Annotated in this window: 11 protein-coding genes; 5 read left to right on the top strand and 6 right to left on the bottom strand. The window is 71.1% G+C overall.

Annotated features, from left to right (window positions below; translation table 11 throughout):
- The 5 genes from AC08OQ_RS11730 to AC08OQ_RS11750 form a co-directional block, all read right to left on the bottom strand.
- On the bottom strand, positions 1-1,295 hold a 1,295-nt coding region (locus tag AC08OQ_RS11730), incomplete at its 3' end, for a DUF58 domain-containing protein (RefSeq protein WP_476612039.1).
- 9 nt (positions 1,296-1,304) lie between these two features.
- Positions 1,305-2,360 carry an AAA family ATPase gene (locus AC08OQ_RS11735; protein WP_462187738.1) on the bottom strand — a complete coding sequence of 352 codons (1,056 nt, stop codon included), beginning with the start codon at positions 2,358-2,360 and terminating at the stop codon, positions 1,305-1,307.
- A complete protein-coding gene (locus tag AC08OQ_RS11740; RefSeq protein WP_476612040.1) occupies positions 2,357-3,943 on the bottom strand; it encodes a DUF4350 domain-containing protein in 1,587 nt (528 codons plus the stop codon). The genes AC08OQ_RS11735 and AC08OQ_RS11740 overlap by 4 nt, the downstream gene beginning before the upstream one ends.
- Complete coding sequence (locus tag AC08OQ_RS11745; RefSeq protein ID WP_476601612.1) at positions 3,940-4,716, bottom strand: DUF4129 domain-containing protein; 777 nt, start codon at positions 4,714-4,716, stop codon at positions 3,940-3,942. Before AC08OQ_RS11745 ends, AC08OQ_RS11740 begins: the two co-directional genes overlap by 4 nt.
- Positions 4,713-5,630, bottom strand: coding sequence for a DUF7847 domain-containing protein (locus tag AC08OQ_RS11750; protein WP_462187735.1), 918 nt, complete (start codon positions 5,628-5,630; stop codon positions 4,713-4,715). The genes AC08OQ_RS11745 and AC08OQ_RS11750 overlap by 4 nt, the downstream gene beginning before the upstream one ends.
- A 328-nt stretch (positions 5,631-5,958) precedes the next feature.
- On the opposite strand from AC08OQ_RS11750, the gene AC08OQ_RS11755 reads away from it, so the two are divergent.
- From AC08OQ_RS11755 to AC08OQ_RS11770, 4 genes are all read left to right on the top strand, one after another.
- A complete protein-coding gene (locus AC08OQ_RS11755) occupies positions 5,959-6,288 on the top strand; it encodes a hypothetical protein (RefSeq protein ID WP_476601613.1) in 330 nt (109 codons plus the stop codon).
- A gap of 49 nt (positions 6,289-6,337) precedes the next feature.
- On the top strand, positions 6,338-6,778 hold the full coding sequence (locus tag AC08OQ_RS11760) for a ComF family protein (RefSeq protein ID WP_476601614.1): 441 nt from the start codon (positions 6,338-6,340) through the stop codon (positions 6,776-6,778).
- A 332-nt stretch (positions 6,779-7,110) separates the two neighbouring features.
- Complete coding sequence (gene hpf, locus AC08OQ_RS11765) at positions 7,111-7,914, top strand: ribosome hibernation-promoting factor, HPF/YfiA family (RefSeq protein WP_476601615.1); 804 nt, start codon at positions 7,111-7,113, stop codon at positions 7,912-7,914.
- 128 nt (positions 7,915-8,042) lie between these two features.
- Positions 8,043-8,756, top strand: coding sequence for a response regulator (locus tag AC08OQ_RS11770; protein WP_476601616.1), 714 nt, complete (start codon positions 8,043-8,045; stop codon positions 8,754-8,756).
- A gap of 16 nt (positions 8,757-8,772) precedes the next feature.
- On the opposite strand, the gene AC08OQ_RS11775 is transcribed toward AC08OQ_RS11770, so the two are convergent.
- Positions 8,773-9,519: a GNAT family N-acetyltransferase gene (locus AC08OQ_RS11775; RefSeq protein WP_476601617.1), complete on the bottom strand. Its 747-nt coding sequence runs from the start codon at positions 9,517-9,519 to the stop codon at positions 8,773-8,775.
- Between the two features lie 111 nt (positions 9,520-9,630).
- Here AC08OQ_RS11775 and secA point away from each other — a divergent pair.
- On the top strand, positions 9,631-12,240 hold a 2,610-nt coding region (gene secA / locus AC08OQ_RS11780), incomplete at its 3' end, for a preprotein translocase subunit SecA (RefSeq protein WP_476612041.1).

The raw sequence follows: 12,240 nt of genomic DNA on the forward strand, positions 1-12,240 counted from the left end.
AGGAGCCGGCCGAGGGATTTCAGGGTGAGGTAGGTGTCGGTGACGGCCGCCGCGTAGCCGCTCGGCGGTGCGTCCACCACCTCGACCCCGCGGCGGCGCAGCGTCGCGGTGAGCTCCCGTCGCCGCAGCAGAGTCTGTTCGGCCGCCGCGGCCGCGTACACCTCACGGACGTCACCGCGGCCGGTCGTCATCTCGTCCACGCGCGGGTCGCGCAGCGCCGCGACCACGACAGTATGCCGCGCGGCCAGCGTTGGCAGGGCCGGGAGCAGCCCTTCCTCGATCACCGCCGGCACCAGGTCGGTGAACAGGACGACCAGGGACCGCCGCGAAGTCCCGCGCAGTACCGTCGACACGATTCCGCCATGATCGGCCTCGACCAGGGCCGGTTCCAGGGTGGCCATCGCGTCGCTCATCCGGGCGAGCAGCCCATGATCGTGCCTGCCTGGCAGGGTGATCCGGGGAACGCTGTCGTGCGCCACGAGACCCACCCGGTCACCCGCGCGCAGCGCCACCGCGGTGAGTAGCAGCGCGGCGTCGAGCGCATGGTCCAGCCGGGGAGTATCGCCGATCCGCCCGGCCGAGGTCCGACCCGTGTCGAGTACGCAGACGACCCTGCGGTCGCGCTCCGGTCGGAACGTGCGGACGACGACGGTCCCGCGCCGGGCGGTACCCCGCCAGTCGATCAGCCGGACGTCGTCGCCGATCACATAGTCCCGCAGGCTGTCGAACTCGGAGCCGGCGCCCGCGCCGCGGATGGCGACTTCGCCCTCGACCTCCCGCAGCCGCGCGAGAGCGGCCGGCAGATGGCGGCGTGACGTGAACGGCGGCAGCACCCGGACCCGCCATGCGCAGTGATGCCGTCCCTGCCGGCCGGCGAGGCCGAGTGGCCCCAGCGAACGGACCGTGATGCGGAACGGCTCCCGGTCGCCGCGCCGGGCCGGATGCAGCGTCGTCTCCAGGAAGCGCCGCTCCCCGGCCGGAACGGTGACCCGGTGCTCCCGTGGCCGGGACCCCGAGGACGGCGGCCAGGCGTCGCGGATGTGGGCACGCACCGTGCGGGTGCCGCCGTTCGTGACGCCGAGCACCAGCGGAACGGGCTGACCCAGCCGCCCGGCGGTCGGTCCGGACCGGCTGAACTCCAGCGTGCGGACCCCACCCGCCAGGGCGAGGTCGAGGGCGACCAAGCCCACCACCACCAGATCGACCAGCACGAGGGTCAGGCCCGGGGCGGGGGAGAGGACGACGGCCAGCGCCCCGAACAGGGCCAGCGCGACGGTACGGCCGGTGATCGCCACCGTTTCCGCCTACCGGGGCACCGGAACGGTGGCGAGTACCTGTTCGAGCACGACGTCGGCCGTCACGCCGTCCAGTTCGGCCTCCGGGCGGAGGCTGATCCGGTGCCGCAGGGTCGCCCGGGCCAGCGCCTTGACATCGTCGGGGGTCGCATAGCCGCGTCCCGACAGCCACGCCCAGGCCCGGGTCGTCGCCAGCAGCGCGGTGGCGCCGCGGGGGGACACCCCGAGCTGTACCGACGGTGCCGCGCGGGTCGCCCGGGCCAGGTCGACGATGTAGGCCAGCACCTCCGGGTGGACTCCGACGGTGAGCACCGCGGCGCGGGCGGCCGCGAGGTCCGCTGGTCCCGCGACCGGGCGGACCCCCGCGGCGGGCAGGTCGGAGGGGTCGAACCCGCCCGCATGGTGGGCGAGGACACGGACCTCGTCGTCGCGGGGTGGCAGTGGCAGCGTCACCTTCACCAGGAAGCGGTCGAGCTGCGCCTCGGGAAGCGGATAGGTGCCCTCGTGTTCGATCGGGTTCTGGGTGGCGAGGACGGCGAAGGGGGCCGGCAGTGGCCGCGGGACGCCCGCCACGCTGACCTGACGCTCCTCCATCACCTCCAGCAGAGCGGCCTGCGTCTTCGGTGGAGTCCGGTTGATCTCGTCGGCCAGCAGGAGGTTGGTGAAGACCGGGCCCTCCCGGAAGGTGAACTCGGAACTGCGGTTGTCGTACACCAGCGAGCCGGTGACGTCGCCGGGCATGAGGTCCGGGGTGAACTGCAGGCGCTTGGTGTCCAGTGCCAACGCGGTCGCGAGCGTGCGGACCAGCAGCGTCTTCGCGACGCCGGGCACCCCCTCGAGCAGCGCGTGTCCCCGGCACAGCAGGGCGATGACGAGCCCGCTGACCGCCGCGTCCTGACCAATCACCGCCTTGGCCACCTCACCGCGCAGCGCGATCAGGGCCCGGCGGGCCGTCTGCGCGTCCGGTGGTGCCGGCTGCTCTCCCGGGCCCGGCGCCGCGGCGGACGACGATGCGGTCGAGGGCGGGGGGGCTGCCGTCGGCGCGTCGATGCGTGGGGATGTCACCGTAGGCCTACCTGTCGATCGAGCTCGTCGAGCGCGTGGGCCAGCGCCAGCAGCGCCGCGTCCTGCGTATTGCGTCGAGGGGCGCCGAGGCCGGCCCGGGGAACGCCCGCTGCGGCGGTCCGCTTGGATCCGCCGTCGCGATACCGTCCGGACTCGCCGGATGCCGGCCGCTGTCCGTTCTCGGCCGGGTAGCGGCCTGACTGGTACCAGTCCCTGGCCCGCCCGAGGTGACCGGGCGGTCCGGCGGTCTGCGGCGGCATGCCCGAACCGTACAGGAGCGATCCGATCTCCGAGGGTGACCGTCCTGTCTGCTCGCTGGCAGCGGTCACCAGAGTGACGGGATCGGGGCTCAGGGAACCGGCGGGGGTCCAGGCCAGGGGCAGGCCCATCCGTTCGGCCAGCCGGACGCGGGTCCCGGCCCGCAGCGTGTCGGCGGTCCTGTCCCGGGCGTGTGCCGCCGCGTACAGTCGCCCGCGTCCCTCGACCGTCTCGGCCGCCCGGACGACCACCGGGAGGGGCTCCGGCACCGGCGGCCCGAGCCGCCGGCCACGCCACAGCGCCAGCAGCGCCAGGACGACGACGATATGCAGAAAGGCCCACCAGAAGGCGGACGGCAGCAGATCCACCATGCTTTTCGTGCCGACCCCGCCGGCCCCGCCCCCGTCGGGTGTGATCCAGGACAGCACGGGTTGCCGGGCGAGCAGGCCGAGGGCCAGCGCCGCGTTCCCCGTGCGGTCGAGGTGCTCGTTGGTGAGGAACCCCGCCGAGCCGAGCAGCACCAGCCGCCCGCCACTGACGCGTGGTGAGCCCGATCGGGTGAGGGTCAGCACGGCGAGGCGCGCCTCGTCGGGCGGGTCGCCGTAGCACAACGAGACCGCCATATCGCCGAGACCGGCTCCGTCGCCCTGGCGGGTGAAGGTCTCGTCGGCGCCGATCGAGGTTGTTCCGGCCGTGGTCGCCTCGGGCAGGAGGCACCGCGGATCGCTCTGCTCGCCGCCGAGCCCGGCGCCGAGTTTGCCGCCGGGCTCGGAGTCTGCCGTGACCACCCCGACATCCAGGGCGCCGAGCACCGTGGCGCCCGGCGCCACGAGGACGACGTCGGCGCCCTGCCAGACCCGTCCGAGCAGGGCGATCAGCTCGTCATGGGTGAGCCGTCCCGGATGGACGACGACCAGCGTCGCTCTGTCACCCGCCCCGGCTGGACCGACCCCGCCGCCCGGACCACCGGGGTTCGGCCCCTGCTGCCGGCCGCCGGAAGGGTTGTCCGTGGCGGACACGATGATCCCGCGTGCCCGCAGGATCTCGGCCAGGGCCCGGGTTCCTCCGGGCTCGGCGGAGGCCACGTTCAGGTAGGCCGGGCCGCCGGGCCGCCCGGCCAGCGCCGAGACGACCACGTAACAGAGGACCAGGACGCCGAGGACGGCCACCACGAGGATCCCGCGGCGCACCGCCGGGGGCCTGGGGCCGCTGCGCAACGCGCTCGGCGACCCCCGCCCGGACCGGCCGCCGGCCGTCCCGCCGCCCGCCGTCCCGCCGCCACCGAGATGGTCGCCGGTGATCGCCGGGGCGCCGGGGATGGTCATGCCGGGACCGCGAGGGTGTCTGCGCTGCCGGTGCCGCCGGTGCCCCCGGTACCGCGACGCAGCTGGGCCAGGGCGCGGTCGGCCTCGACCAGGACCTGGTAGCCGGCCGCGGACGCCGGGCGCCCGCCGTACCAGATCTCGCTGAAGACCTCGACGGCCGCGGCGAGCGCCGCGGCCGGCTCGAGCGCCGTGCCGGGTCCATCGCCCGCCGCGCCCGCCGCCGCGCCCGGCCGGTCCGTTCCGCCCCGGGGATGCCCACCGTCGGGTCCGCCATCGGGGGACGGCGCGATCCTCGCCACGTCCTCGACGAGTTCACCGGCCGTACGGCCGGGGCGCGGATCGAGCACGCCCTTCTCCTCCAGCATCCGCACGATGGCCCGTAGCCGGGACCGGACCGCCTCGGCGTAGGCTCCGCGGGCGGCGTGGCCGTCCGCCTCGGCGCGCAACTGCGCCGCGGTCGACGAACTGGACAGGTCGTCATCCTCCCGCCTGGTACGCGCGCTGCGGCGCACCGGGCCGAGCCACCACCGTAGCGCCACCGCCACGACGACCAGTACGAGGACGAGCGCGAGGACCCCGAGACCACCCGACCCTCCGCCGAGGCCGTCTCCGCCAGGGAGCAGCCAGTGGACCAGATCCCCGATCTTGTCGTCGATCCACCGGACCGCCCGGCTCCACCAGCTGGGTTCGGGACTCCTGTAGATGTGCTTGGAAAGTTCCCGCCGAGCCTCCTCCCGAGCTCCGTCCCGAGTGACGGGACCACCGAGCGTCATCCGGAGGGCCGCAGGCCGGCGGTGCGGGCGCGGGCCGCCTCGGCGAGGGTCACGTCCAGACCCTCGCGTCTGATCCTGAGGTCGACGTAGAGCAGGACGACGGCTCCGGAGACGATCGGTGTGGAGATCGTGGTAGCGAGCAGACTGCCGATCGCCTGGACGATGTAGCCGGTGACGGTGAGGTTACCCCTGATCGGGTCGCCGAACACCGACTCGGAGGAGGCCATCACGATGCTGGCGGCGATGGCGAAGATCGCACCGAGGAACCCCGCCACCAGCATGGCGAGCAGCAGGATACCGAACGTTCGCCACCATGATCCACGCACGATCGCGATTGACCGTCGCAGCGCGTCGCGCACGGTGCCGCCCTCGAGGACGTACGCGGGCGTGGCCAGCGCCAGGTAGACCCCGACGACGATCGCCCCGACCAGCAGCGCGATCAGCCCCAGCACCACCGACAGCGCCACGATGACCGTGAGGCCGAGCAGGCCGGGCAGCCGTGGTGCGACCCGTCGGACCGCGTCGATCGTGGTGATTCGGCTTCCCAGGGTCGCCTCGCTCACCACGACGCTGAGCACCCCGGAAAGGAAGAGCCCGAGGATGAGATCGAGACCGAGCATCGCGACGGTGATGGCGGCCCTGGCGCCCGGCGACGCGTCCTCGCCGCTGATCGCGACGGTGGTGGACACCGTCTCCACCACCGCCGCGGCCGCCACCGTCACCCCGACGGTCGCGCCGGGATTCGTGCGGATCGTGGCGAACGTGCCGTCCAGGATCTCGCCCAGAGCGAGGGGGCGCAGCGGGATGATGCCCGGTTTCGGGACGGCCGGGCCCCACCGCCACTGTCCCCACGGGCCCTGCGGGGCGCCGGGTGGCGGTGTGCCGGGCGAAGCCCAACCGGGTCCGTCGGCCATCGGTGTGTCTCCACTCGTCGCAGTCGGTGTCGAGGTTCGGTGTGTCGAGGTAAGGATGCCGTGCTTGTGGTGGGCATGCTGCGGCCACTATGAGGATTCTGTGCTCTCGGTCGGGATGGATGCTGGGGATGCCGGCGGAATTACGCGGTCTGGCCGGGATGTGCTGGCCAGGATGTGCCGGCTGGGCCGCACCACCTCGGCTGCGGGGCCGGTCGCCGACCGAGTCGCCCAGGGTTGTCCACAGCCGCTTCACGACTGCCGAGGGCGGTATCCACAGATCACCACTTGGGGCTGGTCGGCCCGCGGCCCGCGGCTGATCCTTCCTGTCATGCCTCGAGCCACGTTGTCCCTGCTCACCAGGAATCTCGCGATCCTCGCTGATCTGATCATGCCGCTTGCCTGCGCCGGATGCGGCGACTGGGGGGCATCGGCGTGCCCGGCGTGTGTCGCCGAGCTTCGTGGTCCCGTGTTCCTCGCCGCCGCGGGCTCCCTGGCCACCCCGTGGCGGCGAGGGCTGCCGCCGTGCCTGGCCGCCGCCCGCTACGCCGACCGGGTCCGGGCGCTCCTTCTCGCCTACAAGGAGCGTGGCCGGCGCGACCTGGCCGGTCCGCTGGGCGGTGGCGCGGGCGGTGTCGTCGGGCGCGGTGGGTGCCACTGACGTGCATCCCGGTCTCCGTCCTCGCGGGCGCGGTGTGGTGCTGGTCCCGGTGCCTTCGAACCGCGCCGCGCGGCGTCGGCGTGGTTTCGACCACCTCGAGCTGCTGTGTTCCGTGGCGGCCGCGGTCCTGCGCCGACGCGGGCACCGGGTCGGAATCGCTCCCGTGCTGCGGCCGGTGCGGCACACGGCGGACCAGGCCGGGCTGGGGGCGGCGGCACGGTTCGTCAACCTCACGGGCGCCTTCGGCTTGGTCGGTCCCGCCCGCACGGCCCGGCTGGTGCGGGCCGCCGACGATCTCTCGGACGGGCCTCCCGCGGACCCGTGCATCGTCGTGGTCGACGACGTACTGACGACGGGAGCCACGGCGGGTGAGGCGGTACGGGCCCTACGAGCCGGCGCCCTGCGGGCGAGCGCCGTCGCCGTGGTGGCCGCTTCGGGCCCGACGCGCGGACGGGACCGCTTGCTCGCCTTGACGGGGCCGCCGGGGTGAAACTACCAGTACGCACCGCCTGACCAGGCAGTAGGCGCAACGGCCGAGTGGCCCGACGGAGCGGGAGTGACCGCTTGTCGGTCGCAGTGCACTCGTCGTGCGGATACCGGGCCGGCGGGCGGAGTAGCGCCGCCGCTGAAGGGAAGGGAGCCGAATGCGGGCAGCTAGCCGTAGAACGTTGGGAAGGTGCGACAACCGTAGATAGGGCGCCCGGGGGGATCGTCTCGGCCCCGCGGAGATGGTTCCTTCCGGAAGCTCCGAGACACCGGCGCACGGTCGGCAGCCTTGGCGAGGGCCGTGGGCGCCGGACAGGCGAACAGGAGGTGGATCGCGTGGACATCGTGGTCAAGGGCAGGCACACCGCGGTTCCGGAACGGTTCCGCAATCATGTCCAGGCCAAGCTCGCCAAGTTGGAACGGCTGAACTCCAACATCATCCGGGTGGATGTCGAGCTGTCGAAGGAACGCAATCCCCGGCTGTCCGACGTCTGCGACCGAGTCGAGCTGACCGTGTACTCACGGGGTCCGGTGATCCGGGCCGAGGCCGCCGCGGCCGACTGCTACGCTGCCCTCGACCTGGCCGCCGGCAAACTGGCCGAGCGGCTGCGCCGGGCCGCCGACCGGCGGGTCCGCCACCACGCCAACCACGCTGGCGCCAAGCCGGCCGGGATCACCTCGGTCCCGCTCGGCAGTCTCATGCCGTTGGAGGGCATGAAGCCGGCGGCTGCCCTACCGGCTGGTGCCGAGGATGCTGGTGCCGCCGGAAGGAGTGGCAGCGGCGGGTCCAGGCCGGTCGTCGCCGCTCCGGCCGACGAATCCACCGCCAGGATCGGTGCGGGCGAGCAGAGTGAGCAGGCTCCGCTGATCGTCCGGGAGAAGACCCATGAGGCGGAGCCGATGTCGCTGGAGGAGGCCCTGTCCAACATGGAACTGGTGGGGCATGATTTCTATCTCTTCCTCGACGTCGACCTCGGCCTCCCCAGCGTCGTCTACCGGCGGGTCGGTTACGATTACGGTGTCATCCGGTTGTCCGGTTCGGCGGCGGCCGGCAGGTCGGGGCCGGCGGGCGCCGATCAGCGGGACGAGCGGCCGTCGCCAACCCGGGGCGCCTTCGTGAGCTCGGCCGCCGCCGTTTAGACGATCTGAAGGCCGCGTCCGCCGGCCGACGTGGGACTATTTGCCTCGGGTGTCGGAGTACACGGCGCACCGCCCCGCGTGGAGGCACGCAGGGCGGTGCGCTGCGGGCAGTGGTCCAGGGAGGTCAGATGACGGTGGAGGAGCATCGCTCTGAGGAGATGCTGCCGACGCCATCGGAGGCGAACCCCATCCGGGTGCTGATCGTTGACGACCATGCGCTGTTCCGGCGTGGGCTGGAGATGGTGCTGGGGCAGGAGGTCGACATCGAGGTCGTCGGGGAGGCCGCGGATGGTGCTGAGGCGGTGACCATGGCTAAGGAGATGGCGCCGGACATTGTGCTCATGGATGTGCGGATGCCGCGCCGTGGCGGGATCGACGCCACGAGCGCCATCAAGGAGGCTGTCCCGAGCGCCAAGATCGTCATGCTGACCATCAGCGATGAGGAGGCCGACCTCTACGACGCGATTAAGGCGGGGGCCATGGGCTACCTGCTGAAGGAGATCTCTATTGACGAGGTCGCCGCGGACATCCGCGCTGTGTACGGGGGACAGAGCCTCATCAGCCCGTCCATGGCGTCGAAGCTGCTCAGCGAGTTCGCAGCCATGATCAAGAACAAGGATGACCGCCCGCAGCTCCCCACCCCCCGGCTGACCGATCGGGAGATGGAGGTGCTACGGCTCGTCGCCAAGGGCATGAACAACCGTGACATCGCCAAGCAGCTCTACATCAGTGAGAACACCGTCAAGAACCACATCCGGAACATCCTGGAGAAGCTCCAGCTGCACTCCAGGATGGAGGCGGTCGTGTACGCGGTCCGGGAGAAGCTGCTCGAGATCACCTGAGGCCCGGTCGGGGGCGTCACCGCGGCGCGGGATCGTCCGGTAGGAGCGATCCCACCCAGCAGTCCCGCCGGTTACCGTCGCCCAGCAGCAGGGCCCGGCGCAGGGTGCCCTCCACGGTGAAACCGGCCTTCTCGGCCACGCGGCGAGACGCGAGGTTGCCCACCGCGGCCCGCCACTCGATCCGGGCCAGCCCCAGAGCTCTGAAACCCCAGCGGGTCAGCGCGGCAACGGCCTGGGAGGTCACTCCCCGCCCGCGCGTCGGCGCCGCGCAGCAGTAACCAATCTTCGCATCGCCGTCGCCGGAGAGATCCGCCAGTCCGACCGAGGCAAGGAGCTGCTCGGTCGTGGCATCCACCACCGCGAACAGTGCCCCGGTCCCGCTGGCCCAGCTCTGCGGCGACTGGCGTGAGACGAAGTCCACCGCGTGTTGGTACAGATACGGCGTCGGGACTCTTGTCCACCGGCTTATCTCCGGGTCCTGGCAGGCCTGGTGTACGGCGTCGGCGTCCCGGGGGTGCCAGGGGGCGCAGATGCAGGCGGCCCGCCGTGATCTCCGCCGGTTCGAGAGGTGCCATGCTCCAACCTTGCACCGGCCGCCACCGTTGCCGCCGGTCCCGGGCACCCATCCGCGCTCCCGGTCGTTGGACAGTGCGGCGTGGCATGGGCGGACAATGCACGCCGTGCTGTCATCCCGTTCTGGTCGTTCCCGTCCGCGCGACCCCTGGCCCCTCGCCGGCACCCCTTCCCGTCGCCTGCTCCTCACCGGTCCCAGCCGGAGGAACCGCGCGCGGATGGATGTTGTAGGCGGCTATCGAAGGGCTAGCATCGTGGGGTCGGTGACCTCGCCGACGCGCCTGCCGGAGGAGTTTCGCCCGTGGTACTAGACAAGATCTTGCGTGCCGGCGAGGGCCGGATCCTGCGCAAGCTCAAGGCGATCGCCGAGCAGGTGAACCTGATCGAGGATGACTTCACCGGCCTGTCCGACGGCGAACTGCGAGGCATGACCGACGAGTTCCGCCAGCGGCTCGCGGACGGGGGGGAGACCCTCGACGACCTGCTGCCCGAGGCCTTTGCCGCCGTGCGCGAGGCAGCGCGGCGCACGCTGGGCCAGCGGCATTTCGATGTGCAGGTCATGGGGGGCGCGGCCCTTCATCTTGGCAACATCGCCGAGATGAAGACCGGTGAGGGCAAGACGCTGGTCTCGACCCTGCCGACCTACCTCAACGCGTTGGCCGGTAAGGGTGTGCACGTCATCACCGTCAACGACTACCTCGCCCAGCGCGACGCCGAGAACATGGGCCGGGTCCATCGTTTCCTCGGCCTCACCGTCGGGGTGATCCATCCGCAGATGCCGCCGCCGGTCCGCCGGGCCCAGTACGCCTGCGATATCACCTACGGCACCAACAACGAGTTCGGGTTCGACTACCTCCGTGACAACATGGCCTGGAGCTCGGAGGAACTCGTCCAGCGTGGCCACAACTTCGCGGTCGTCGACGAGGTGGACTCCATCCTCATCGACGAGGCCCGCACGCCGTTGATCATCAGCGGTCCAGCGGATCATCCGACCAGGTGGTACACGGAGTTTGCCCGGATCGCCCCGCTGCTCGAACGCGATGTCGACTACGAGGTCGAAGAGGGCAAGCGGACGGTGGCCATCACCGAGTCCGGGGTCGAGAAGGTCGAGGACCAGCTCGGCATCGAGAACCTCTACGAATCGGTGAACACTCCGCTCGTGGGCTACCTGAACAATTCACTGAAGGTCAAGGAGCTCTACAAGCGGGACAAGGACTACATCGTTACCGACGGTGAGGTTCTCATCGTCGACGAGTTCACCGGCCGCGTGCTCCACGGCCGTCGCTACAGCGAGGGAATGCACCAGGCGATCGAGGCCAAAGAAAAGGTCGAGATCAAGCAGGAGAACCAGACCCTCGCGACGATCACGCTGCAGAACTACTTCCGGCTCTACGACAAGCTCTCCGGTATGACCGGTACCGCCATGACCGAGGCGGCCGAGTTCCACCAGATCTACTCGCTCGGGGTCGTCCCCATCCCGACGAACAAGCCGATGGTCCGGCTCGACCAGCCGGACGTCGTCTACAAGACCGAGATCGCGAAGTTCGACGCCGTGGTGGAGGACATCGCCGAGCGGCACGAGAAGGGCCAGCCGGTCCTGGTCGGCACCACCAGCGTCGAGAAGTCCGAGTACCTCTCGAAGCAACTCCGCAAGCGTGGTGTGCCGCACGAGGTGCTCAACGCCAAGCACCACGAGCGGGAGGCGGCCATCATCGCCGAGGCGGGCCGCAAGGGCGCCGTCACGGTGGCGACGAACATGGCCGGTCGTGGTACGGACATCATGCTCGGCGGCAACCCGGAGTTCATTGCCCAGGCCGAGCTGCGCCAGCGCGGCCTCTCGTCGATCGAGACCCCCGAGGACTATGAGGCGGCCTGGCAGGAGGCCCTGGAGAAGGCCAGGCAGTCGGTGAAGGCCGAGCACGAGGAGGTCGTCGACGCCGGCGGCCTGTACGTGCTCGGCACCGAGCGGCACGAGTCCCGGCGCATCGACAACCAGCTGCGTGGCCGGGCCGGCCGGCAGGGCGACCGCGGTGAGTCGCGCTTCTACCTCTCCCTCGGCGACGATCTCATGCGGTTGTTCAACGCGGCCGCGGTCGAGGGCATCATGGATCGGCTGAACATCCCCGAGGACGTCCCGATCGAATCGAAGATCGTGACTCGGGCGATCCGGTCGGCCCAGACCCAGGTCGAGGGGCAGAACTTCGAGATCCGCAAGAACGTCCTCAAGTACGACGAGGTCATGAACAAGCAGCGCACCGTGATTTATGAGGAGCGCCGCAAGGTTCTCGGCGGTGCTGATCTCCACGAGCAGGTGCGTCACTTCGTCGACGACACCGTCGAGGGGTACGTGCGCGGCGCCACCGCCGACGGGTACCCGGAGGAGTGGGATCTCGACACGCTCTGGACGGCGCTCGGGCAGCTCTACCCGGTCGGTGTGGTGGCACCCGATGTCGACGATCGTGACGGGCTCACTGCCGATCACCTGCTCGAGGACATCCAGGTCGACGCGCAGGAGGCGTACGACCGGCGGGAACTCGACCTCGGCGACGGCCCCGACAGCGAACCGATCATGCGGGAGCTGGAGCGACGGGTCGTCCTCGCGGTCTTGGACCGAAAGTGGCGCGAGCACCTCTACGAAATGGACTACCTGCAAGAGGGCATCGGGCTGCGGGCGATGGGACAGCGGGACCCGCTGGTCGAGTACCAACGTGAGGGTTTCGACATGTTCCAGACGATGATGGAGGGTATCAAGGAGGAATCTGTCCGGCTGCTGTTCAACGTCGAGGTTCAGGTCGCGGGGCAGGAGGAGGCCGCCGCGCCGGTGGGCGTCGAGCCGGCCGCGTCCGCCGCTCCCGCACCGCCGGCCGGAGCCGCGACCCTGCCCGCTCCGGTGGCGCCGACGATCCCGGGC

The organism is Frankia sp. CcCS3, from assembly GCF_977927575.1.

What these genes read in the sequence shown, in the direction of transcription:
- AC08OQ_RS11745 (WP_476601612.1), bottom strand. Translation starts at nt 4,716, where the DNA reads ATGACGCTCGGTGGTCCCGTCACTCGGGACGGAGCTCGGGAGGAGGCT.
- AC08OQ_RS11755 (WP_476601613.1), top strand. Translation starts at nt 5,959, where the DNA reads ATGCCTCGAGCCACGTTGTCCCTGCTCACCAGGAATCTCGCGATCCTC.
- AC08OQ_RS11770 (WP_476601616.1), top strand. Translation starts at nt 8,043, where the DNA reads ATGACGGTGGAGGAGCATCGCTCTGAGGAGATGCTGCCGACGCCATCG.
- AC08OQ_RS11740 (WP_476612040.1), bottom strand. Translation starts at nt 3,943, where the DNA reads ATGACCATCCCCGGCGCCCCGGCGATCACCGGCGACCATCTCGGTGGC.
- AC08OQ_RS11750 (WP_462187735.1), bottom strand. Translation starts at nt 5,630, where the DNA reads ATGGCCGACGGACCCGGTTGGGCTTCGCCCGGCACACCGCCACCCGGC.